The sequence below is a fragment of the Haloarcula rara genome, assembly GCF_029338235.1.
In the GTDB taxonomy this organism is placed as follows: domain Archaea; phylum Halobacteriota; class Halobacteria; order Halobacteriales; family Haloarculaceae; genus Haloarcula; species Haloarcula rara.
In genome coordinates, this window is the sequence record NZ_CP119785.1 from 2,220,571 (window position 1) to 2,240,893 (window position 20,323).

The 20,323-nt window shown below is 64.8% G+C and carries 28 protein-coding genes and 1 tRNA gene; 26 read left to right on the forward strand and 3 right to left on the reverse strand.

What is annotated here, in order from left to right; genetic code table 11:
* Positions 1-100: 100 nt before the first annotated feature.
* The gene (locus tag P1K32_RS11770) at positions 101-652 is read left to right on the forward strand and encodes a response regulator (RefSeq protein WP_276249923.1); all 552 of its coding nucleotides are present in this window, start codon (positions 101-103) and stop codon (positions 650-652) included.
* 232 nt (positions 653-884) lie between these two features.
* On the opposite strand, the gene P1K32_RS11775 is transcribed toward P1K32_RS11770, so the two are convergent.
* A tRNA-Gly gene (locus P1K32_RS11775) sits at positions 885-956 on the reverse strand.
* A gap of 340 nt (positions 957-1,296) precedes the next feature.
* On the opposite strand from P1K32_RS11775, the gene P1K32_RS11780 reads away from it, so the two are divergent.
* From P1K32_RS11780 to secY, 25 genes are read left to right on the forward strand one after another with little or no spacing between them, the layout of a single operon-like run.
* Positions 1,297-2,142 carry an RNA methyltransferase gene (locus P1K32_RS11780; protein WP_276249924.1) on the forward strand — a complete coding sequence of 282 codons (846 nt, stop codon included), beginning with the start codon at positions 1,297-1,299 and terminating at the stop codon, positions 2,140-2,142.
* A 4-nt stretch (positions 2,143-2,146) separates the two neighbouring features.
* The gene (gene rpl3p, locus P1K32_RS11785) at positions 2,147-3,163 is read left to right on the forward strand and encodes a 50S ribosomal protein L3 (RefSeq protein WP_276249925.1); all 1,017 of its coding nucleotides are present in this window, start codon (positions 2,147-2,149) and stop codon (positions 3,161-3,163) included.
* A gap of 3 nt (positions 3,164-3,166) precedes the next feature.
* On the forward strand, positions 3,167-3,907 hold the full coding sequence (gene rpl4p, locus P1K32_RS11790; protein ID WP_276249926.1) for a 50S ribosomal protein L4: 741 nt from the start codon (positions 3,167-3,169) through the stop codon (positions 3,905-3,907).
* Positions 3,904-4,161, forward strand: a complete 258-nt coding sequence (locus P1K32_RS11795; RefSeq protein WP_276249927.1) for a 50S ribosomal protein L23 — start codon at positions 3,904-3,906, stop codon at positions 4,159-4,161. The genes rpl4p and P1K32_RS11795 overlap by 4 nt, the downstream gene beginning before the upstream one ends.
* A 2-nt stretch (positions 4,162-4,163) precedes the next feature.
* Positions 4,164-4,886, forward strand: a complete 723-nt coding sequence (locus P1K32_RS11800; protein ID WP_276249928.1) for a 50S ribosomal protein L2 — start codon at positions 4,164-4,166, stop codon at positions 4,884-4,886.
* Entirely contained in the window at positions 4,883-5,305 is a 423-nt protein-coding gene (locus P1K32_RS11805; protein WP_276249929.1) for a 30S ribosomal protein S19, read from the forward strand. The genes P1K32_RS11800 and P1K32_RS11805 overlap by 4 nt, the downstream gene beginning before the upstream one ends.
* A 2-nt stretch (positions 5,306-5,307) precedes the next feature.
* Positions 5,308-5,769, forward strand: coding sequence for a 50S ribosomal protein L22 (locus tag P1K32_RS11810; RefSeq protein WP_220589130.1), 462 nt, complete (start codon positions 5,308-5,310; stop codon positions 5,767-5,769).
* Positions 5,769-6,701, forward strand: coding sequence for a 30S ribosomal protein S3 (locus P1K32_RS11815; RefSeq protein WP_276249930.1), 933 nt, complete (start codon positions 5,769-5,771; stop codon positions 6,699-6,701). The genes P1K32_RS11810 and P1K32_RS11815 overlap by 1 nt, the downstream gene beginning before the upstream one ends.
* The gene (rpmC, locus tag P1K32_RS11820) at positions 6,701-6,919 is read left to right on the forward strand and encodes a 50S ribosomal protein L29 (RefSeq protein ID WP_276249931.1); all 219 of its coding nucleotides are present in this window, start codon (positions 6,701-6,703) and stop codon (positions 6,917-6,919) included. Before P1K32_RS11815 ends, rpmC begins: the two co-directional genes overlap by 1 nt.
* Positions 6,919-7,257: a ribonuclease P protein component 1 gene (locus P1K32_RS11825; protein ID WP_276249932.1), complete on the forward strand. Its 339-nt coding sequence runs from the start codon at positions 6,919-6,921 to the stop codon at positions 7,255-7,257. Before rpmC ends, P1K32_RS11825 begins: the two co-directional genes overlap by 1 nt.
* Positions 7,248-7,574: a 30S ribosomal protein S17 gene (locus P1K32_RS11830; protein ID WP_276249933.1), complete on the forward strand. Its 327-nt coding sequence runs from the start codon at positions 7,248-7,250 to the stop codon at positions 7,572-7,574. Before P1K32_RS11825 ends, P1K32_RS11830 begins: the two co-directional genes overlap by 10 nt.
* Positions 7,574-7,972 carry a 50S ribosomal protein L14 gene (locus tag P1K32_RS11835; protein WP_220589135.1) on the forward strand — a complete coding sequence of 133 codons (399 nt, stop codon included), beginning with the start codon at positions 7,574-7,576 and terminating at the stop codon, positions 7,970-7,972. The genes P1K32_RS11830 and P1K32_RS11835 overlap by 1 nt, the downstream gene beginning before the upstream one ends.
* A 4-nt stretch (positions 7,973-7,976) precedes the next feature.
* Positions 7,977-8,339 carry a 50S ribosomal protein L24 gene (gene rplX / locus P1K32_RS11840; RefSeq protein ID WP_276249934.1) on the forward strand — a complete coding sequence of 121 codons (363 nt, stop codon included), beginning with the start codon at positions 7,977-7,979 and terminating at the stop codon, positions 8,337-8,339.
* Positions 8,336-9,091, forward strand: a complete 756-nt coding sequence (locus P1K32_RS11845) for a 30S ribosomal protein S4e (RefSeq protein ID WP_276249935.1) — start codon at positions 8,336-8,338, stop codon at positions 9,089-9,091. Before rplX ends, P1K32_RS11845 begins: the two co-directional genes overlap by 4 nt.
* Complete coding sequence (locus tag P1K32_RS11850; RefSeq protein ID WP_276249936.1) at positions 9,088-9,618, forward strand: 50S ribosomal protein L5; 531 nt, start codon at positions 9,088-9,090, stop codon at positions 9,616-9,618. The genes P1K32_RS11845 and P1K32_RS11850 overlap by 4 nt, the downstream gene beginning before the upstream one ends.
* Complete coding sequence (locus tag P1K32_RS11855) at positions 9,615-9,782, forward strand: 30S ribosomal protein S14 (RefSeq protein ID WP_220589139.1); 168 nt, start codon at positions 9,615-9,617, stop codon at positions 9,780-9,782. The genes P1K32_RS11850 and P1K32_RS11855 overlap by 4 nt, the downstream gene beginning before the upstream one ends.
* A gap of 2 nt (positions 9,783-9,784) precedes the next feature.
* The gene (locus P1K32_RS11860; protein ID WP_220589140.1) at positions 9,785-10,177 is read left to right on the forward strand and encodes a 30S ribosomal protein S8; all 393 of its coding nucleotides are present in this window, start codon (positions 9,785-9,787) and stop codon (positions 10,175-10,177) included.
* A gap of 2 nt (positions 10,178-10,179) precedes the next feature.
* Entirely contained in the window at positions 10,180-10,716 is a 537-nt protein-coding gene (locus tag P1K32_RS11865) for a 50S ribosomal protein L6 (RefSeq protein ID WP_276249937.1), read from the forward strand.
* Entirely contained in the window at positions 10,716-11,441 is a 726-nt protein-coding gene (locus P1K32_RS11870; RefSeq protein WP_276249938.1) for a 50S ribosomal protein L32e, read from the forward strand. Before P1K32_RS11865 ends, P1K32_RS11870 begins: the two co-directional genes overlap by 1 nt.
* The gene (locus P1K32_RS11875) at positions 11,438-11,887 is read left to right on the forward strand and encodes a 50S ribosomal protein L19e (protein ID WP_276249939.1); all 450 of its coding nucleotides are present in this window, start codon (positions 11,438-11,440) and stop codon (positions 11,885-11,887) included. Before P1K32_RS11870 ends, P1K32_RS11875 begins: the two co-directional genes overlap by 4 nt.
* Positions 11,887-12,450, forward strand: a complete 564-nt coding sequence (locus P1K32_RS11880; RefSeq protein ID WP_276249940.1) for a 50S ribosomal protein L18 — start codon at positions 11,887-11,889, stop codon at positions 12,448-12,450. Before P1K32_RS11875 ends, P1K32_RS11880 begins: the two co-directional genes overlap by 1 nt.
* The gene (locus P1K32_RS11885) at positions 12,447-13,085 is read left to right on the forward strand and encodes a 30S ribosomal protein S5 (RefSeq protein WP_220589145.1); all 639 of its coding nucleotides are present in this window, start codon (positions 12,447-12,449) and stop codon (positions 13,083-13,085) included. Before P1K32_RS11880 ends, P1K32_RS11885 begins: the two co-directional genes overlap by 4 nt.
* The gene (rpmD, locus tag P1K32_RS11890) at positions 13,085-13,549 is read left to right on the forward strand and encodes a 50S ribosomal protein L30 (RefSeq protein ID WP_276249941.1); all 465 of its coding nucleotides are present in this window, start codon (positions 13,085-13,087) and stop codon (positions 13,547-13,549) included. The genes P1K32_RS11885 and rpmD overlap by 1 nt, the downstream gene beginning before the upstream one ends.
* Entirely contained in the window at positions 13,549-14,043 is a 495-nt protein-coding gene (locus tag P1K32_RS11895) for an uL15m family ribosomal protein (protein ID WP_276249942.1), read from the forward strand. Before rpmD ends, P1K32_RS11895 begins: the two co-directional genes overlap by 1 nt.
* A 9-nt stretch (positions 14,044-14,052) precedes the next feature.
* Complete coding sequence (gene secY / locus P1K32_RS11900; RefSeq protein ID WP_276249943.1) at positions 14,053-15,531, forward strand: preprotein translocase subunit SecY; 1,479 nt, start codon at positions 14,053-14,055, stop codon at positions 15,529-15,531.
* Between the two features lie 421 nt (positions 15,532-15,952).
* On the opposite strand, the gene P1K32_RS11905 is transcribed toward secY, so the two are convergent.
* Positions 15,953-18,481 (reverse strand): extracellular solute-binding protein, encoded by a 2,529-nt coding sequence (locus P1K32_RS11905; protein WP_276249944.1) that lies wholly within the window; start codon positions 18,479-18,481, stop codon positions 15,953-15,955.
* A 192-nt stretch (positions 18,482-18,673) separates the two neighbouring features.
* Entirely contained in the window at positions 18,674-20,278 is a 1,605-nt protein-coding gene (locus P1K32_RS11910) for an NAD-binding protein (RefSeq protein ID WP_276249945.1), read from the reverse strand.
* Positions 20,279-20,323: the final 45 nt, after the last annotated feature.

Consider the following 20,323-nt stretch of genomic DNA (forward strand, 5'->3'; position numbering starts at 1 on the left):
CTCGGTGTGGCCCGTTCCTAACGCTGGTGTTTGGCGACGCGTCGTCGCGAGTGGTTGCACCATCAACATTTATTGTCAGGCCCACCACAGAAAAAATCAAATGGGGGATGGGACGCGTGTCCTCGTCGTGGAGGATGACGCCGAGCACCGGGAGGTGTACGACCGCGTACTCTCCGAGTTCTACGCGGTCTCGACGGTCGCCAGCGGGGCCCGCGCCGTCGAGACGATGACCGACGACACCGACGTCGTCGTGGTCGACCGGCCGCTCCCGGAGCTGTCGGTGGCCACGCTCGTCGGTGAACTCACGAACCGATACCGCGATTGCTGTGTCGGGCTGGTGACCCGCAGCGAGCCCCACTTCGACGTCGACCGGTGGCTCGGGGTCGACGACTACCTGGTCAAGCCCGTGACTACCGAGGGGTTGCGCGAGACCGTCGAGGGGCTGCTCGCGCTGGCCGAGTACGACACCACCTACCGAACGCTGAGTCAGAAGCGCGTCAGAAAGAGCGTGCTGGCCCAGGAACAGCGGTCGACGAGACGCCAACAGAATCCCGAGTGTGCCCGCCTCCGTGCCGATATCGAACGGCTGGAGCGGGAACTCGACGAGCTAGCCGAGCGCCTCGACGGGACGGCGCGGGCAGTGCAACGGTGAGGTGGCGTCACAGGCATCGGGCCGGGAGCGGCCTTTGTGCCGCGACTCGGGGAAGGGCAGGGCTGCCGACACTATGGATTGTGCAGACTAGTATACGGCGAGCGAAGCGAGCCGTTTCACGGGAATCGAACGAAGTGAGATTCCCGCGTTTTTCCCCCAAGTTTTTGCGAGGAGTGGTTCCCGCAGTGAGCCAAAGGCTCACGAGGAAACCCGACGAAGTAAAAAGTGGGAATGCGCTGGCTGGGATTTGAACCCAGGTTGTGACCATGGCAAGGTCACGTGATACCAACTACACTACCAGCGCTCACTTCATTCGCCCTGACCCTCGCGACCACGTGGGGTCGCTCGGTACCAGCGCGCACCGTTTCGCACGTCGCCTCTCTGCATTCCAAAGTGGCGAGGGTGATAGTAAAAAGCCTTCCGTTTCGCGGGGAAACCACGGGGCCGGAGCGGGGCCGTTCGTGTGGAACGTCACCACGGCGCTGGCTTTTGGAAGCGGCAAACTATGGGCTGGCAATTCAGGTGAGAGTGGGCTGTAGTGGCGTGTGAACGCGTCTCAACGCACGCGCGAAGCGGGGTCTTTTTACCGTAGGGACGGAGTAGTATCGCTACAGTCTAGTGGCGCGACGTGGAAGCGTCACGGCATGACGACCAGCGTACTCGTGCCCGACTCCCTCACACGGGAAGCCGAGGACCGCCGCGAGGCGACTCGGAAACTCGGATACGTGGCCCGCGCGGCCACCGTGTTCCGGGTGGACCGGCTGACAGTGTACCCCGACCCGGATGGTCGGGGCAAGTGGGAAGACGGGTTCGTCGAAACCGTGCTGCGGTACGCCGCGACGCCGCCACACCTCCGAAAGGAGATGTGGGGCAAGCGGGACGAACTAGAGTACGTCGGCGTCCTGCCGCCGCTCCGCGTGCGTTCACAGACCGGCTCCGGATCCGAGGGTTCGGGGTCGTTAAGACAGGGAATCGTGACCGAGGTCGGAGCTGATGGGCGCGTCCGGGTCAATTGCGGAATGCAACACCCGATCTCCCTCCCCGTTCCAGCGGATATGGATGTGGGTGAGGGAGAGCGCGTGACCGTCAGGGTCTCTTCGCGACGGCCGGTCCGGGCGAAACTCGTCGACGCCCCCATATCGGGGTTCGACGTCGTTTCCGCGGACCTCAACATGGCACTCTCGCGTGACGACGCCGGACTCACCATCGCGTCATCGCGATACGGTGAGCTGGCAACGACTCGTCGCCTGGGCGAACTGGCCCAACGACGGGACACCGAGGGCGGCATGACAGTCGCCTTCGGGGCACCCGAGCGTGGGTTACCGTCCATACTCGACGTGGACCCGGACGCCGTCCGGGGAGACCAGCGGAACGACGAATCCACAGGGTTCGACCTCTGGCTGAATACGGTTCCGAACCAGGGCAGTGAGGTCGTGCGAACTGAAGAAGCGATGTTCGCCTCCCTCGCCTGTCTAACCCTCACGGAGTAAACGAATGCCACAACCAAGCAGACCACGCAAAGGCTCGCTGGGCTTCGGCCCGCGCAAGCGCTCGACGAGCGAGACACCTCGCTTCAACAGCTGGCCGTCCGACGACGGGCAGCCGGGCGTCCAGGGGTTCGCCGGCTACAAGGCGGGCATGACACACGTCGTGCTCGTCAACGACGAACCTAACTCCCCCCGCGAAGGGATGGAGGAGACTGTCCCGGTGACAGTCGTCGAGACGCCGCCGATGCGCGCCGTCGCCCTGCGTGCGTACGAAGACACGCCGTACGGTCAGCGTCCGCTGACGGAGGTATGGACCGACGAGTTCCACACGGATCTCGATCGGACCCTCAACCTGCCGGAGGACCACGACCCGGACGCTGCTGAGGAACAGGTACGCGACGCTCTCGACGACGGTCGACTGGGCGACGTGCGTCTCATCACGCACACCGTCCCAGAGGCCGTCCCGAGCGTCCCGAAGAAAAAGCCCGACGTGATGGAGACTCGCGTCGGCGGTGGATCCGTCTCGGACCGCCTCGAGCACGCCCTCGAGCTCGTCGACGACGGTGGCGAGCACTCGATGAACGACGTCTTCCGCGCCGGTGAGTACACCGACATCGCGGGCGTCACCAAGGGCAAAGGGACGCAGGGTCCTGTCAAGCGCTGGGGCGTCCAGAAGCGGAAGGGCAAACACGCCCGCCAGGGCTGGCGCCGACGCATCGGCAACCTCGGCCCGTGGAACCCATCTCGCGTGCGCTCGACGGTCCCCCAGCAGGGTCAGACCGGTTACCACCAGCGCACGGAACTGAACAAGCGCCTCATCGACATCGGTGAGGGCGACGACGCCACCGTCGACGGCGGCTTCGTCAACTACGGCGAGGTCGACGGGCCGTACACGCTCGTCAAAGGCTCGGTCCCCGGTCCGGACAAGCGCCTGGTGCGCTTCCGGCCCGCGGTCCGACCCAACGACCAGCCGCGCCTCGACCCCGAGGTGCGCTTCGTCTCCACGGAATCGAACCAGGGATAATCCATGCAGGCAACTATCTACACTCTGGACGGCGAGGCCGACGGCGAGGTCGAGCTCCCCGATGTCTTCGAGACACCGGTGCGCTCAGACCTCATCGCCAAGGCTGTACACGCCGCCCAGGCAAACCGAAAGCAGGACTACGGTACCGACGAGTACGCCGGCCTCCGAACGCCGGCCGAGTCGTTCGGTAGCGGTCGCGGCCAGGCACACGTCCCACAGCAGGACGGTCGTGCCCGCCGCGTCCCGCAGGCGGTCAAGGGCCGCGCGGCCCACCCGCCGAAAGCCGAGAAAGACCGCTCTGTCGACATCAACGACAAGGAGCGCCAGCTCGCCGTCCGGTCGGCCCTCGCCGCCACGACGGACGCCGAACTCGTCGCCGAGCGCGGCCACGAGTTCGACATCGAGGAGGTCCCCGTCGTCGTCTCCGACGACTTCGAGGACCTGGTCAAGACCCAGGAAGTCCTGGGGCTTCTCGAGGAGCTCGGCCTCGAGGCGGACATCGAGCGCGCTGACGAGACGAAGATCAAGGCCGGGAAGGGCTCGATGCGCGGTCGGAAGTACCGCCGCCCCTCCTCTATCCTCTTCGTAACCAGCAGCGAGCCGTCGAAGGCCGCCCGCAACCTCGCGGGCGTCGACGTGGCCACGGCCGGGGAGGTCAACGCGGAAGACCTCGCACCCGGTGCCGCGCCGGGTCGGCTCACCGTCTTCACCGAGTCCGCAGTCGAGGAGGTGGGCGACCGATGAGCTGGGACGTCATCAAGTACCCACACGTCACCGAGAAGGCCATGAACGACATGGACTTCCAGAACAAGCTCCAGTTCGTCGTCGACGACAGCGCTGGGAAGCCCGAGGTCGCGGAGGCCGTCGAATCTCAGTACGAAGTCACCGTCGTCAGTGTGAACACGCAGAACACGATGGACGGCGAGAAGAAGGCCGTCGTTCGCCTCTCCGAGGACGACGACGCCCAGGAAGTCGCCTCCAGAATCGGGGTGTTCTAACCATGGGACGACGAATTCAGGGACAACGACGCGGTCGCGGGACGTCCACGTTCCGGGCGCCCTCCCACCGCTACAAAGCAGATCTGGAGCACCGTAAAGTCGAAGACGGCGACGTCATCGCCGGCGAAGTCGTCGACATCGAACACGACCCGGCCCGCTCGGCGCCCGTCGCGGCCGTCGAGTTCGAGGACGGCGACCACCGCCTCGTGCTCGCGCCGGAAGGCGTGGGCGTGGGCGACGAACTGCAGGTCGGCGTCAGCGCCGAAATCGCCCCCGGGAACACGCTCCCGCTCGCGGAGATTCCCGAGGGTGTGCCGGTGTGTAACGTCGAGTCCAGCCCCGGTGACGGTGGCCGTTTCGCCCGCTCGTCGGGCGTCAACGCCACGCTGCTCACCCACGACCGCAACGTCGCGGTCGTGAAGCTCCCCTCCGGGGAGATGAAGCGACTGGATCCGCAGTGCCGTGCGACCATCGGCGTCGTCGCCGGTGGCGGCCGGACGGACAAGCCGTTCGTCAAGGCCGGCAAGAAGCACCACAAGATGAAAGCCCGCGGGACGAAGTACCCACGCGTCCGTGGTGTCGCGATGAACGCCGTCGACCACCCCTTCGGTGGCGGTGGCCGACAGCACCCGGGCAAGCCCAAGTCCATCTCCCGCAACGCACCGCCTGGCCGGAAAGTCGGGGACATCGCCTCGAAGCGGACCGGCCGAGGGAGTGACAAATGAGTTCGGAATACCAGATCGGCCACGAGGGAGAGTTTACCTTCCGAGGCCACACGCTCGACGAGCTGCAGGACATGGAGCTCGAGGAAGTCGCGGAACTGCTCCCCGCTCGCCAGCGGCGAAGTATCGAACGCGGTCTGACCGAGGAAAAGCAGAAGCTCCTCGCAAAGGCCCGCGACGCCGAGGAGGAGGAAACGGCCAACAACCCCATCCGGACGCACCTGCGCGATATGCCGGTGCTGCCGGTGATGGTCGACCTCACCTTCGCCGTCCACAACGGTCAGGAGTTCGAGCGCGTGAAAGTCGAGCCCGAGATGCTCGGCCACTACCTCGGTGAGTTCCAGCTCACCCGCAGCTCGGTCGAACACGGTCAGGCCGGTATCGGGGCGACACGCTCCTCGAAATTCGTACCGCTCAAGTAATCATGGGAATCAGCTACTCAGTCGACGCCGACCCGGACGCCACCGCGAAAGCGATGCTTCGGGAGCGGCAGATGAGCTTCAAGCACAGCAAGGCTATCGCCCGCGAAATCAAGGGCAAGACGGCCGGCGAGGCCGTCGAGTTCCTCGATAGCGTTATCGCCGGCGACCAGCCGGTCGCGTTCAAACAGCACAACTCCGGTGTCGGCCACAAGTCGAAGGTCGACGGGTGGGACGCCGGTCGCTTCCCGAAGAAGGCCAGCGAGGCCTTCCAGGACCTGCTCGAGAACGCTATCGGCAACGCCGACCACCAGGGCTTCGACGGTGAGGCCATGGAGATAATGCACGTCGCCGCCCACAAGGTCGGCGAATCACAGGGTCGCAAACCGCGTGCGATGGGTCGCGCGTCCGCGTGGAACTCCACGCAGGTCGACGTCGAACTCATCCTCGAGGAGGTCGAAGGCTAATGGCCGACGAACAGCAGTTCATCGAGGACGGCCTCCAGCGGACCCAGATCGACGAGTTCTTCGCGGACGAACTCGGTCGCGCCGGCTACGGCGGCATGGACGTCGCCAAGACGCCGATGGGTACCCAGATCGTCCTCAAAGCCGAGAAGCCAGGAATGGTCATCGGCAAGGGCGGGAAGAACATCCGGAAGATCACGACGGAACTCGAGGAGCGGTTCGACCTCGACGACCCGCAGGTCGACGTCCAGGAAGTCGAGGAGCCGGACCTCAACGCCCGCATCGTCGCGGACCGCCTGGGCAACGCCCTCGAACGTGGCTGGTACTTCCGCAAGGCCGGCCACACCACCATCGACCGCATCATGGAGTCCGGTGCGCTCGGTGCTGAGATCGTCCTCTCCGGGAAGGTCACGGGCGCCCGCTCGCGCGTGGAGAAGTTCAACCGCGGCTACATCAAGCACAACGGCGAACCCGCCGAGGACATCGTCGACAGCGGCGTCGGCGTCGCGGTGATGAAGCTGGGCACCATCGGTGTCCAGGTGAAGATCATCCCGCCGGAGGCGGAACTCCCCGACGACTTCGAGGTCTACGACGACGCCGAGGTCGAGGACTACGTTGCCGACACGGACGGGGAAAGCGTCGAGGAGCTGCTCGAAGGCGAGCCCGAAGAGGCTACCGAGGCCGAGGAAGCGGCCGATGAGGCCGCTGCTGCCGAGGCAACCGACGACGCTGCTCCCGACGAGGAAGTCATCGAGGAAGCGGTCGACGTGCCTACCGACGAGGACGTCGAGGATGTCGACGTCGACGAACTCGAAGAGGCCGTCGACGAGGAGCTCGACGAGGACGTCGAGGCCGAAGCGGAAGAGCTCATGGACGAGATGGACGAGGCGGACGACAAGTCCGCCGACGCCGACGAAGAGGAGGCTGAGCAGTAATGGCCGTCCTCCACGTCCAGGAGATCCGAGACATGACTCCCGCCGAGCGAGCGGCGGAGCTCGATGATCTCAAGACGGAGCTGCTCAATTCCCGCGCCACGCTGGCGGCGGGTGGCGCCCCGGACAACCCGGGCCGCATCAAGGAACTGAAGAAGGCCATCGCCCGAATCAAGACGATTCAGGGCGAAGAAGGCGACCTCCAGTCGGAGGACGAATAATGCCACTGACACCCGAGACGCTCACACGACACGAACTCGTCGGCCTCGACGTCGAGGTCGTCGCGGCGTCCAACCCGGACGCCATCGGTATCAGCGGCAGCGTCGTCATGGAGACGACGCAGCTGCTGACTGTCGAGGGAGACACTCGGGTGTGGCACGTGCCGAAGGACAGCGCGACGTTCGCGTTCGACCTTCCATCTGGACAGAGCGAGGCGCGAAGCGCCTCGACAACCGTGAGCGGCGACGAGCCGCGAACGCGTGTCCGGGTGGAGGGCGAGCGCCTCGTCGACCGTCCCGCTCGACGCACAGCGAACGCAGGTGATTCCAAATGGCGCTAGGACTGAACGTACAGGAACCGGAGACGGCCTGTTCCGACCAGAACTGCCCCTTCCACGGAGAGCTATCCGTGCGGGGCCAGACACTGGACGGAGAGGTCGCTTCCACTGACATGGAGAAGACTGTCGTCGTCGAACGCGAGTACGACGTGAAGGTGCCCAAATACGACCGCTTTATGAAGCGGCGGAGCCGCGTCCCGGCTCACGCACCCGAATGTCTCGACCTCGCGGTCGGTGACACGGTCACGATAGCAGAGTGTCGACCGCTCTCGAAGACGAAGAGCCACGTCGTTGTGGCTGTCGAGGACGGTGAGCAATAATGGAGGCAATGAACGCCGACGTCACCCAGGGCCTGGAGAAGGGTTCGCTGATCACGTGTGCCGACAACACTGGCGCACGCCAGCTGAAAGTCATCTCCGTCCACGGCTACTCGGGGACGAAGAACCGCCACCCGAAGGCGGGACTGGGCGACAAGATCACGGTCTCGGTCACCAAGGGGACGCCCGAAATGCGTCGCCAGGTGCTCGAAGCCGTCGTCGTCCGCCAGCGCAAACCCATCCGCCGTCCCGACGGCACCCGCGTCAAGTTCGAAGACAACGCGGCTGTCATCGTAGACGAGAACGAGGACCCGCGCGGGACCGAACTCAAGGGTCCCATCTCGCGGGAAGTCGCGGAACGGTTCGGGAGTGTCGCCTCCGCAGCGACGATGATCGTATAGAACCATGACAACGCAACCAGACAAACAGCGAACGAGTCAACGAGACGCGCCGCTGCACGAGCGACACAAGCAGGTGCGGGCCACGCTGGCCGAGGACCTCCGCGAGGAGTACGACCAGCGAAACGTCCGCGTCAACGCCGGGGACACCGTCGAGGTGCTCCGTGGCGACTACGCCGGCGAGTCGGGCGAGGTCCTCACCGTCGACCTCTCGGATGCCGTCATCCACGTGGAAGACGTCACCTTAGAGACCACCGACGGCGAGGAAGTTCCCCGCCCGCTCGACACCTCGAACGTCCGGGTCACGGACCTGAACACCGAGGACGACCGACGTGTGGAGCGTCTCGAATCGGAGGATGATACCGCATGAGCAAGCATCAGAAACGCCTGTCGGTGCCAAACAGCTGGCCCGTCGAGCGCAAGACGGCAACGTTTACGGTCAAGGCCGGCGCCGGCCCGCACGGTGAGTCGGGGGTCCCCCTCCTCATCGTCCTGCGGGACGTGCTGGGCTACGCCGACAACCGCAAGGAAGCGCGCTACGCGCTCAACGAGGACAACGTCCTCATCAACGGGAAGGCGGTCTCCGACGAGGAACGGCCCGTCGGGATGTTCGACATCATGGCCTTCACCGAGCGAGAGGAGTACTACCGCGTCTTCCCCGGCGAGGGCGGTCGACTGGCGCTGACGGCCATCGAGGCCGACGCCGCCGAGTCCAAGCTCGGGAAGATCGTCAACAAGACCCACGTCGCCGGCGGCGACGTCCAGCTCGGTCTCCACGACGGTGAGACGCTCATCGTCGAGGACGCCGACGACTACTCCGGAGGCGACTCCGTCGTCGTCGACAACGAGACCAGCGAGATAATCGCCCACTTCGAGTACGAAGAGGGCGCGCTCGTCACCGCCGTCGACGGTGCCCACGCGGGCGAGATTGGCACGGTCGACGAGATTCAGGTCACCCCCGGCTCGGCCCAGAATAACGTGCTCGTCGAACAGGACGAGGGCGAGGGCTTCGAGACGGTCGAGGAGTACGTCGTCGTCATCGACGAGAACTTCACTGGCGATGCCGGAACGGCATCGGAAAACGCGAGCGGTGAAACCGCGAGCGAGGGTGATGACGAATGAGCTCGGAAACTGAGTCGGCCGACTTCCACGAGATGCGCGAACCGAGCATCGAGAAGGTCGTCGTCCACATGGGTATCGGCCACGGTGGCCGCGACCTGGCCAACGCCGAGGACATCATCGGCGAGATTACCGGCCAGAGCCCGGTTCGGACGACGGCAAAGCGGACCGTCGGCGAGTTCGACATCCGCCAGGGCGACCCAATCGGCGCGAAGGTCACGCTGCGTGACGAGGCCGCCGAGGAGTTCCTCGAGACCGCCTTGCCGCTTGCCGACCTGGCAGAGAGCCAGTTCGACGACACCGGCAACTTCAGCTTCGGTATCGAGGAGCACACGGAGTTCCCGAGCCAGGAGTACGACCCGAGCATCGGAATCTACGGGCTGGACGTCACGGTCAACCTCGTCCGCCCGGGCTACCGCGTCGCCAAGCGGGACAAGGCGTCCCGTTCGATTCCGTCGAACCATCGACTCAACCCCGAGGACGCGACCGCGTTCATCGAGTCGACCTTCGACGTGGAGGTGAGCGAATGAGCGAAAGTGAAACCCAACAGGCCAACGACGAGCGTACCGGCCAGCTCGAGTCCTGCCAGCGCTGCGGGCGCGAGCAGGGACTCGTCGGCAAGTACGACATCTGGCTGTGTCGCCAGTGCTTCCGGGAGATTTCCCGGGGCATGGGCTTCAAGAAGTACAGCTAACCATGACAGGAAACGACCCATTCGCCAACGCACTGTCGGCACTCAACAACGCCGAGAGCGTCGGGCATCTGGAGCAGACGGTATCGCCCGCCTCGAACGAGATCGGTAGCGTGCTCGAGGTCTTCTACGACCGCGGGTACATCGACGGATTCAGCTTCGTCGACGACGGCAAAGCCGGTGAGTTCGAGGTCGAACTGAAAGGAGCCATCAACGAGTGTGGCCCGGTCAAGCCCCGCTACTCTGCGGGCGCAGACGAGTTCGAAAAGTGGGAGAAGCGGTTCCTCCCCGCCCGTGACTACGGGACCCTCGTCGTGACGACCAGCCACGGCATCATGAGCCACTACGAGGCTCGTGAGGAAGGCGTCGGTGGCCAAGTAATCGCGTACGTGTACTAACAATGCCACGAGTAGAACTGGAGATTCCGGAGGACGTGTCCGTCTCCCAGGACCATCTCGACCTCACGGTCGAGGGTCCCAACGGGAGCGTCACACGTCGGCTCTGGTATCCCGACATCGACGTCACAGTCGCGGACGACGTCGTCGCGGTCGAGTCCGACGAGGACGACGCCAAGACGATGTCGACCATCGGGACCTTCGAGAGCCACATAGAGAACATGTTCCACGGCGTCATCGAGGGGTGGGAGTACGAGATGGAAGTCTTCTACTCTCACTTCCCGATGCAGGTTAACGTCGAAGGCGACGACGTCGTCATCGAGAACTTCCTCGGCGAGAAGGCCGCCCGTCGGACCACCGTCCACGGTGACACCGACGTGTCGGTCGACGGCGAGGAGCTGACCGTCACCGGCCCCGACATCGAGGCCGTCGGCCAGACCGCCGCGGACATCGAACAGCTCACACGCATCAACGACAAGGACGTGCGTGTGTTCCAGGACGGGGTGTACATCACCCAGAAACCCTCCCGAGGTGACGCCTGATGGCAGATGACGAATCCAACGACGAGACAGTCGAAGCCGAGGAACTGACCGACATCAGCGGCGTCGGTGAGGCCAAAGCGGACTCGCTCCGCGAGGCTGGCTTCCAGACGGTCGACGACGTCCGTGCGGCCGACCAGTCCGAACTGGCCGAGGCCGACGGCGTCGGCAACGCGCTGGCGGCCCGAATCAAGGCAGACGTCGGCGGTCTCGAAGTCGAGACCGAGACGGAGGCCGAGGTCGAAGAGGAAGGCGAGGAAGAGGACGAGGCCGAGGACGTGGAGACGGAGCTCCAGCCCCGCGGTCTCGCCGACAAGACGCCGGACCTCGACGACGAGACGGCCCGACAGCTGGCCCAGCGACACCGCGTCGGTGGCCCGCAGTTCAACCGACAGGACCACCACAAGAAAAAGCGCGTCCCGACGTCCTGGCGCAAGCCACGCGGCGACCTCTCGAAACAGCGCCGCGGTATCAAGGGCAAGGGCGCTACCGTCGAAGCCGGCTTCCGAACGCCGAAGGCGGTCCGCGGCAAACACCCTTCGGGCTTCGAGGAAGTCCGCGTCCACAACGTGGACGACCTGGAGGGCGTCGACGGCGACGTCGAGGCCGTCCGAATCGCCTCGAAGGTCGGCGCTCGCAAGCGCGAGCGCATCGAGGAGGAAGCCGAGGACGCGGGCGTCCGCGTGCTCAACCCCACCTACGTCGAAGTCGAGGTGAACGAAGAATGACGGATCTGTCCGCACAGAAGCGACTCGCATCGGACATCCTCGACGTCGGGAAGGACCGCGTCTGGTTCAACCCCGACCGCCAGGGTGACATCGCCGACGCCATCACTCGCGAGGACGTTCGCGAGCTGGTCGAGGAAGGTGCCATCACGGCCAAAGACAAGAAGGGCAACTCCCGCGGTCGCGCTCGCGAGCGCAAGGCAAAGCAGGCCTACGGCCACCAGAAGGGAGCCGGTTCCCGGAAGGGCAAGGCCGGGGCCCGACAGAACGAGAAGAAAAACTGGGAATCACGCATCCGCGCACAGCGCAAGAAGCTGCGCGAACTGCGTGACGACGGCACGCTGTCGAAGTCCGTCTACCGCGACCTGTACGACAAGGCCGGCGGTGGCGAGTTCGACAGTGTCGCCGACCTCGAACGATTCATCGAAGCAAACCACGGTGACGCATAATGGCGACAGGACCACGATACAAGGTGCCGATGCGGCGACGCCGCGAGGCCCGAACGGATTACCATCAGCGGTTGCGCCTGCTGAAATCCGGCAAGCCCCGCCTTGTCGCTCGAAAGAGCAACAAGCACACCAGGGCGCAGCTGGTGACTCTCGGACCAGACGGCGACCGCACGCTGGCGGCAGCAGAGTCCGGTGACCTCGAGGAGTACGGCTGGGAGGCGCCGACGGGCAACATGCCCGCGGCCTACCTCACCGGGCTGCTCGCAGGTCTTCGCGCGCTCGACGCTGGCGTCGAGGAAGCGGTGCTCGACATCGGCCTCAACACCCCGACCCCCGGAAGCAAAGTATTCGCAATACAGGAAGGCGCAATCGACGCCGGCCTGGAAATCCCCCACAACGACGACGTGCTCGCCGACTGGCAGCGCACGCGCGGTAGCCACATCGCCGAGTACGCCGAGCAGCTGGACGAACCGCTGTACAGCGGGGACTTCGACGCTGCAGACCTCCCGGAGCACTTCGATGAGACCCGGGAGACCCTACTGGAAGGTGACATCGAACTATGAGTGGTAACAACGGCTGGGAACCCCGCACACGCCTCGGCAAGCAGGTTGTCGAAGGCGAGATCGACTCCATGCAGGAGGCGCTCAACTCCGGGCTTCCCCTGAAAGAATCGGAAGTCGTCGACCAGCTCGTTCCCGATCTGGAAGACGAAGTGCTGGACATCAACATGGTCCAGCGGATGACCGACTCCGGCCGGCGAGTGAAGTTCCGCTGTGTCGTCGCAGTCGGCAACCGCGACGGGCTGGTCGGCTACGCGGAAGGGCGTGACGACCAGGTCGGCGGTGCCATCCAGAAGGCCATCGACGTGGCCAAACTGAACATCATCGACGTCTCCCGCGGCTGTGGGTCCTGGGAGTGTGGCTGTGGCCGTCCGCACACGGTCGCGCTGCGCACCGAGGGCAAGGCCGGGAGCGTCGAGGTCGAGCTCCAGCCCGCCCCGCGCGGGCTGGGACTTGCGGGCGGGGAGACCGTCCGCAAGGTGCTCGAACTCGCCGGTATCGAGGACATCTGGACCCGCTCGTCGGGTAACACGCGAACCACGGTCAACTTCGCGAAGGCGACGTTCAACGCGCTCCAGAACACGGCCGAAGCCCGTGTCCCCGAGCGTACCTTCGAGAAACGTGAGGTGATCGAGTGATGCAAGCACTCGTCCAGATTCGCGGCGACGTGAACATGGATACGGACATCCACGACACGCTGAAGATGCTGAACATCCACCACGTCAACCACTGTACGCTCGTCCCCGACACGGACGCGTACAACGGCATGGTGTCGAAGGTCAACGACTTCGTGGCCTTCGGTGAACCCAGCCAGGAGACCATCGAGCTCCTGCTTTCGACGCGTGCCGAACCCGCCGAGGGCGACGCCGACGTCGACGACGAGTGGGTCGCAGCAAACACCGAGTTCGACGACATCGAGGGACTGGCCTGGGCGCTGGTCTCCGAGGAGACGACGCTGCAGGAGCAGGGTCTCTCCCCCACACTCCGTCTGCACCCGCCGCGTGGCGGCCACGACGGCATCAAACACCCGACCAAAGAGGGCGGTGAACTCGGGCGACACGACACCGAGGGCATCGACGCGCTCCTGGAGGCGATGCGATAATGACGAGCAAGAAACGACGACAGCGCGGCTCGCGCACGCACGGTGGCGGCTCGCACAAGAACCGACGCGGCGCCGGTCACCGCGGTGGTCGCGGGGCCGCCGGCCGCGACAAGCACGAGTTCCACAACTACGAGCCGCTGGGCAAGAGCGGCTTCAAGCGACCCGAGCAGGTAAAGGAAGAGGTCGCAACGGTCGACGTCCGCGAGCTCGACGAGAACGCCGTGCTGTACGCGGCCGACGGACTCGCCGAGGAGGCCGGCGACGGTTACATCATCGACGCCCGCGAGGTCGTCGACGACGCCGACGACGCCGACGTGGTGAAGGTACTCGGTGCGGGCCAGGTCCGCAACGAACTCACCCTCATCGCCGACGAGTTCTCGGCGGGCGCTATCGAGAAAGTCGAGGACGCGGGCGGCACCGCAAAGTTGACGGACTTCGGTGAGGAACGGCAGGCAGATGCCGACACCGAAGGCGACGCGGAAGACGAGGAATAAGGATACACAATGAGCTGGAAGGACACCGCCGAACCACTGCTCGTGCGGATGCCGGCAGTCCGTCGTCCGGAAGGACACGTCCCGTTCAAGCGCAAACTCGCCTGGACTGGTGGCGTGTTGATTCTGTACTTCTTCCTGACGAACGTGAAGCTGTTCGGCCTCGACATCGACGCGAGCCAGCAGGTTTTCGGTCGATTCGGGTCGATTCTGGCATCGGGCCAGGGGAGTATCATGCAGCTGGGTATCGGACCCATCGTCACCGCCTCCATCGTGTTGCAGTTGCTCGGTGGGGCGAATCTGCTCGGGTTGGACACGCAGGACGACCCGCGTGACCAGGTCCTCTACCAGGGCCTCCAGAAGCTGCTGGTAATCGTGATGATCTGTCTGACCGGTATCCCGATGGTGTTCGCGGCGGACTTCCTGCCGCCGGACACGGCGGTCGCCCAGTCGCTGGGCGTCGGCACGACCGGTATCCAGGCGCTCATCTTCGCCCAGATGTTCGTCGGCGGTGTCCTCATCCTGTTCATGGACGAGGTCATCTCCAAGTGGGGCGTCGGCTCCGGTATCGGGCTGTTCATCGTCGCCGGCGTGAGCCAGCGACTGCTGGGTGGACTGCTGTCGACCCCCTTCATCGGTAACCAGAACGGCATCGTCTACACCTGGTACCTGTACATCACGGGCCAGCAGGCGACCGGGTCGCTGTTTACGGCCTCTGGTATCCAGACGCTGTTCCTGTCGCCCGGTGGTGGCCGGCTGCTCGCCTTGATAACGACGGTGCTCATCTTCTCCATCGTCGTTTACGCCGAGTCGGTCCGCGTCGAGATTCCGCTCTCGAACGCCCGGGTCAAGGGCGCGCGTGGTCGCTTCCCCGTGAAGCTCATCTACGCCAGCGTCCTGCCGATGATCCTCGTCCGCGCGCTGCAGGCCAACATCCAGTTCCTGGGGCGTATCCTCGACCAGCAGGTCGCGAACCTGCCGGGCTGGGTCGGCACCTACAACAACGCCGGCCAGCCGGTTGGTGGCCTGTTCTACTATCTGGCGCCCATCCAGTCGCCCGGTGACTGGATGTGGTTCCTGCAGGGGACGACCACGAACGAGGTCTGGCAGATACTCGCCCGCATCGGTGTGGACCTGACGTTCATGATAATCGGCGGCGGTATCTTCGCCGTCTTCTGGGTCGAGACCACCGACATGGGTCCCGAGGCGACGGCAAAGCAGATCCACAACTCCGGGATGCAGATTCCCGGCTTCCGCCAGAACGTCGGCGTCATCGAGAAGGTCCTGGAGCGGTACATCCCGCAGGTCACCGTCATCGGCGGTGCCCTCGTCGGACTGTTGGCCGTCATGGCCAACATGATGGGTACCATCGGGAACGTCTCCGGTACGGGCCTGCTGCTGACGGTCTCTATCACGTACAAGCTGTACGAGGAGATCGCCGAGGAGCAGCTCATGGAGATGCACCCGATGATGCGCCAGATGTTCGGATAACCCGTCTCGAAGGACTTTTTTGCGGTCGTTTCTTCCGTCGAGCAGCTGCGCGCCGAGCGGGGTTCTTGCCGGCTACACGAACGGCGCCGACACGACGGTAGTTACTTGACTCTGCAGCAAGCGATACTGTCGGTCCCACAGTGGGGTCACTGGACCGTGTCCGACGAGACGGATGCCACACCGTCGACACTCGTAGACGACTTCCGACCCGGTCAGAACCTTCTCAAGCATCGGTCACCCCGGAATTTGATATCTCGGGTTCGGTTCGTGCCGACACGGGACCCGCGCCACCGCTGGGCTCAGCAAAGCCGCCGGGGAGTCGTGTCCGGGCTGACAGTGGAACGCATAGCTCTCCCGGTAGCTTTGGATGAAAACTCGCACCTGACCACGGGAAAACCCGTAGCAAACTGTGGTTTTCAGCCTACTGTCCGGCTTCCCAGCTGAACAGCTCCGCTTCGACCTCGTTGTTCAGCTCGCGCAGGTCGTCGCTGATGTCCTCGCCGACGGGCATCTCCGCGCGGGCTTGTTCGATGATGCCACGGACCTCCGGGAACGGCCCCATCTGTGCGCCGTTGGTCGCGGGGGTGTCCGAGGACTCCTGGAACTGGTCGAAGGCGGTGGCGAAGTGGGGGTTCTCCTCGAACCAGCCCTCGCTGCGCAGCAGGTCGGCGGCACCGTCACAGACCGGGAAGTAGCCGGTCTCGCGGTGCCAGCGGGCCTGCTGTTCCGGCTCGAGCAGCCACGCGAGGAACTCCGCGGCGGCATCTTCGACCTGCGGGTCGAGGTTGTCGCCGATCCACAGCGACGCCCCGCCGACGAGGACGCCGTTGCGCTCTGAGAGCACGGGGAGGTAGCCGGTCTTCAGGCCGAAGTCGGCGCCCGACTCGATGGAGCCAAGCGACGACGTCGAGCCGATGAGCATGGCGGCTCGCTGGTCGTGGAACGTCTTCTTGGCCTTGCCGCGGGCCTTGATACCGCTGTTGTGGTAGAGGCCGTCGGCCTCCATGTCGGTCCACCACTGGAAGAAGTCCTGTCCGAACTCGCTGTCTAGGTAGGCCTTGTCGGGGACGCCGGCCCGACCGTTCTGCTCGTTGACCAGTTCCTGGCCGGCCTCGGCGAACCACTGCTCGACGAACCAGGAGTAGTTCGCGAAGGTGATTCCGTAGTCGACCACGCCCGCGCTGACGAGTTGCTCGCTGGCCTCGCGGACCTCGGCGAAGGTCTCGGGCGGGTTCTCCGGGTTCAGGCCGGCGGCCTCGAAGGCCTCTTTGTTGATACACAGCACGGGGTTCGAGGAGTTGAACGGGACCGACTGCAGCTCTCCGTCGACAGTGTAGTAGTCCGAGACGGAGTCGGTCAGTGACGATTTCGAGTCCTCCGAGAGGATACGCTCGGCGGGCTTGAACGCCCCGCTCAGTCGAGCTTTCATGCTCCCGATCTCGTTTATCTGTGCGATAGCGGGCATCTCCTCGGTCCCGGCAGCGGCCAGGCTCTCGTCTAAGACCCCGTCGTAGCTCCCCAGCGAGGAGAGTCGGAAGTGCACCGAGCCGTGTCGCTCCTCGAACTCACGGGCGAAGTCGTGCAGGAGGAGAGACTTCGAGCCGCCCATCGCATGCCAGAAGTCGACGACGGTGTCGCCTTTCGACACCGTGTGTTTCTGGCGCTCGCCGGTCGTGAACTGCGCGGCCGTCGACCCCAGCTCCTCGGCCCGCTCGGACATCACACCGACCTCCTGGGTGACGTCGGTGAGCGATTCGGCCTGACTCTCGGCGGCGTCGGCGACCGTCTCCGCCTCTGCGGTGGTCTCCTCGCTGACCGCGCTGACCTCGTCGACCATCGAGACGACCGACTGGGTGGTCTGGGCCTGCTGGTCGACCGCGTCGTCTATCTCCTTTATCGAGGAGTTGACCTGGTCGATCATGTGGACCACGTCGTCGAGCCCATCGATGGTCGAGTCCACCGCCGTGCTCGCCTGCGAGACGACGCCCTGGGTCTCGTACATGTTCTCGACGGTGGTCTCGGTCTGTTCGCGAACGTCCGAGACCGTCGAGCTGATCTCGTCGGTCGCGTCCTTGGTCTCGTTGGCCAGGTCTTTGACCTCGTTGGCGACGACGGCAAAGCCCGCGCCCGCTTCGCCGGCACGGGCCGCCTCGATGTTGGCGTTCAGCGCGAGCATGTTCGTGTCGTCAGCCACGTCGTTGATAAACTCGGTAATCTCCTCGATGTCGCTCATCAGGTCAGAGAGCTGTTCGACCTGCTGGACCATCTCCTCAGTCTTGTCCTCCATCGCCTCGAGGTCCTCGATGGCCTTGGTCGCGGCTTCCTGGGCGCTGTCGCCGCTCTCGACGGAGTCTTCCGCGGTGTTTGCCACCTCCGTCGCCGAGGCCGCGACCTCCTCGATGGTCGCCGAAATCGAGCGCATCTCGTCGCCGACCTGCTGGAGGTGTTCGTTCTGTTCGTGGGCGCCGTCGGCGATCTCGCTTATCGACTGGCTCACCTGCTCGCCCTCCTGTTCGACCTTCTCGACCTCCTGCTCGACGTCGGAGGTAGACTTGTCGACGGACGTGCTGACCTCCTTGACCTGTTTGAGCATCGTGTTCCACTCGTCGAGCATCCGGTTGTAGCTGGAGACGAAATCGACGACGGAGTCGACGTTGGAGTCGATATCTGCACGGCGGGTCAGGTCGCCAGAGGCGTTGGCGTTGACGACGCCCTGGAGCTCGGCCAGTGACCCCTCGAGGTCGTACAGTCGGTGTTGCTGGTCCTCGACGGTGTCCTCGAGGTCTTCGACCCGATTCCGGGCCTGGTCGCGCTCGTTCTGGACCTCCCGGAACTTCGCACGCAGCTCGCTGTCGGACAGCTCCTCGATGTCCACGCCCTCCTCGTCCTCGGACGGGGGCTCGACCACGCCACCGTCCGGCGTCGGGTCGTTACCGCGATTATCGCTCATACTGGGATATCTATGAAGCGGGTCTTAAGCGTCGCGTCCACATTTCACAGATTAATAATCGGGCACGAGGCCGCTCGAGAAAACTGGCCGTCGCTGTGGAACTGCGGCGGCGGGTCGTCGCTTTTCGACCTGCCGTCGTCGACGGACGTCGAGACGGGGCGCTGGCCCAACGTGTGCCCACATTTCGGCCCGTCAGGCCTCCGGCTCCATCGGGGTGACGTCGAACTGTTTCCTGAACTGCTGGACCGCCTCGTCGGAGCCGACGAGAACGATTCGTTCGTCCCCGGTGAACCGCCGCTGGGGGTCGACCGTGCTGGTGAACCCGGACTCGTCCTCGACGGCGATGACGCGACAGCCGGTCTTCTCGTAGATGCCCGACTCGGCGAGTGTCGACCCCGAAAGCGGTGTCGCGGGGACGCGGAGCAACCGAATCTGACTCGCTGGCGCGAGGACGTCCTCGCCCCGGAGCTCCATGGCGACCATCCGGGCGCTCACCTGGGGGACCGAGAGGACGTAGTCAGCGCCGGCACTCAACGCCTTCCGTGTCGCGTCGGTGTCGCTCACCCGTGCGAGTATCTCGATATCGGGGTTCAGCGACCGCGCCAGCACGGTCGTCAGGAGCGAGTCGGAGTCGTCGGGAAGGCCGACGATGATAGCGCCGGCGGTTTCCACCCCGGCGTCCCCCAGTACCTCGTCTGACCCCGCATCACCGACGATATCGACGTCGTCGCCGTCTTCGACGTCGATAGTCACGACGTCGAGCCCCGCCTCGGAGACGACCGCCAGTGCGGCCTCGCCGACCTCGCCCTGTCCGGCGATGACGATGCGCTCGTGTCTGCGGAGTGTGCGGGCCGGCTGGATGAAGTCACTGAACGCCTCCAGGGCGTCGTGTGGGCCGGAGACGAGCAACACCGTGTTCGACCGGATAATCGCGTCCGGGTCGGGCGGGAGCTGGAGTTCGCCGTCGATCCACGCGCCGATTATGTTCGCGCCCGTCTCTTCTCTGATGTTCGAGTTGCGGATTCTGGTCCCGATGAGCGGGTTCCCCTGCTGAATCGGCACCTCCGTGACCTCCAGCTCGCCGCCGAGGTCGATGGTGTCGGTCAGCTCCGAACTGAACGAGGAGACGGCCTTCTCGGCGAGCCGCTGGCCGAGCACACCGTGGGGTGACAGGACGCTATCCGCGCCCGTCTCGAGCAGGACGTCCCGCATATCGCTGTCGTCGGTGAGGGTGATGATTTCGACGTCGGGGTCTATCGACCGAACCGTCAGAATCGTGCTGACGTTCGCGTCGCCGGCGTCCGTGATGACTGCCCGTGCGGAGTCGATGCTGGCTCGTTCGAACGACGCCGCGTCCTGTGGCGAGCCGTCGATGACGGAGTAGCCGTCGTCGGCGAGGTCCTTCGCGTTTGCTTCGGACGATGAGATGAGGACGTAATCGATACCGAGCTCCCGTAACTCGTCTAGGAGCACGGCCGAGTCACGGCGGTACTCACAGATGATGACGTGGTCTTGCTTCGGGGTGAGTCGGCTGTCCAGGTTTACTTCGGCCCCGGTAAACAGCGGGATGATGATGAGTCGGAGCGTGAAAAAGCCGAGTGCGATACCGGAAATCTGCGTCCCGGCGACGAAGAGGAACATCGGCGGGTGGGTCCAGATACCCGAGTCCTGGCCGTAGCCGGTCGTGGTCATCGTCTGGACGATGAACTCGAAGGACGCGAATATCGACTGGTCGACCCCCTCGAGCCGTGCCAGCGCGACGTTGTACGTGGCGGTGTAGGCGAGTACCAGCAGCACCAGCCCGGTGAGGTACTACGCGACGAGCCGGTCCCGCCGGGAGAG

Coding starts and splice junctions, on each gene's coding strand:
- P1K32_RS11770 (WP_276249923.1), top strand. CDS start 101: ATGGGGGATGGGACGCGTGTCCTCGTCGTGGAGGATGACGCCGAGCAC.
- P1K32_RS11780 (WP_276249924.1), top strand. CDS start 1,297: ATGACGACCAGCGTACTCGTGCCCGACTCCCTCACACGGGAAGCCGAG.
- rpl3p (WP_276249925.1), top strand. CDS start 2,147: ATGCCACAACCAAGCAGACCACGCAAAGGCTCGCTGGGCTTCGGCCCG.
- rpl4p (WP_276249926.1), top strand. CDS start 3,167: ATGCAGGCAACTATCTACACTCTGGACGGCGAGGCCGACGGCGAGGTC.
- P1K32_RS11795 (WP_276249927.1), top strand. CDS start 3,904: ATGAGCTGGGACGTCATCAAGTACCCACACGTCACCGAGAAGGCCATG.
- P1K32_RS11800 (WP_276249928.1), top strand. CDS start 4,164: ATGGGACGACGAATTCAGGGACAACGACGCGGTCGCGGGACGTCCACG.
- P1K32_RS11805 (WP_276249929.1), top strand. CDS start 4,883: ATGAGTTCGGAATACCAGATCGGCCACGAGGGAGAGTTTACCTTCCGA.
- P1K32_RS11810 (WP_220589130.1), top strand. CDS start 5,308: ATGGGAATCAGCTACTCAGTCGACGCCGACCCGGACGCCACCGCGAAA.
- P1K32_RS11815 (WP_276249930.1), top strand. CDS start 5,769: ATGGCCGACGAACAGCAGTTCATCGAGGACGGCCTCCAGCGGACCCAG.
- rpmC (WP_276249931.1), top strand. CDS start 6,701: ATGGCCGTCCTCCACGTCCAGGAGATCCGAGACATGACTCCCGCCGAG.
- P1K32_RS11825 (WP_276249932.1), top strand. CDS start 6,919: ATGCCACTGACACCCGAGACGCTCACACGACACGAACTCGTCGGCCTC.
- P1K32_RS11830 (WP_276249933.1), top strand. CDS start 7,248: ATGGCGCTAGGACTGAACGTACAGGAACCGGAGACGGCCTGTTCCGAC.
- P1K32_RS11835 (WP_220589135.1), top strand. CDS start 7,574: ATGGAGGCAATGAACGCCGACGTCACCCAGGGCCTGGAGAAGGGTTCG.
- rplX (WP_276249934.1), top strand. CDS start 7,977: ATGACAACGCAACCAGACAAACAGCGAACGAGTCAACGAGACGCGCCG.
- P1K32_RS11845 (WP_276249935.1), top strand. CDS start 8,336: ATGAGCAAGCATCAGAAACGCCTGTCGGTGCCAAACAGCTGGCCCGTC.
- P1K32_RS11850 (WP_276249936.1), top strand. CDS start 9,088: ATGAGCTCGGAAACTGAGTCGGCCGACTTCCACGAGATGCGCGAACCG.
- P1K32_RS11855 (WP_220589139.1), top strand. CDS start 9,615: ATGAGCGAAAGTGAAACCCAACAGGCCAACGACGAGCGTACCGGCCAG.
- P1K32_RS11860 (WP_220589140.1), top strand. CDS start 9,785: ATGACAGGAAACGACCCATTCGCCAACGCACTGTCGGCACTCAACAAC.
- P1K32_RS11865 (WP_276249937.1), top strand. CDS start 10,180: ATGCCACGAGTAGAACTGGAGATTCCGGAGGACGTGTCCGTCTCCCAG.
- P1K32_RS11870 (WP_276249938.1), top strand. CDS start 10,716: ATGGCAGATGACGAATCCAACGACGAGACAGTCGAAGCCGAGGAACTG.
- P1K32_RS11875 (WP_276249939.1), top strand. CDS start 11,438: ATGACGGATCTGTCCGCACAGAAGCGACTCGCATCGGACATCCTCGAC.
- P1K32_RS11880 (WP_276249940.1), top strand. CDS start 11,887: ATGGCGACAGGACCACGATACAAGGTGCCGATGCGGCGACGCCGCGAG.
- P1K32_RS11885 (WP_220589145.1), top strand. CDS start 12,447: ATGAGTGGTAACAACGGCTGGGAACCCCGCACACGCCTCGGCAAGCAG.
- rpmD (WP_276249941.1), top strand. CDS start 13,085: ATGCAAGCACTCGTCCAGATTCGCGGCGACGTGAACATGGATACGGAC.
- P1K32_RS11895 (WP_276249942.1), top strand. CDS start 13,549: ATGACGAGCAAGAAACGACGACAGCGCGGCTCGCGCACGCACGGTGGC.
- secY (WP_276249943.1), top strand. CDS start 14,053: ATGAGCTGGAAGGACACCGCCGAACCACTGCTCGTGCGGATGCCGGCA.
- P1K32_RS11905 (WP_276249944.1), bottom strand. CDS start 18,481: ATGAGCGATAATCGCGGTAACGACCCGACGCCGGACGGTGGCGTGGTC.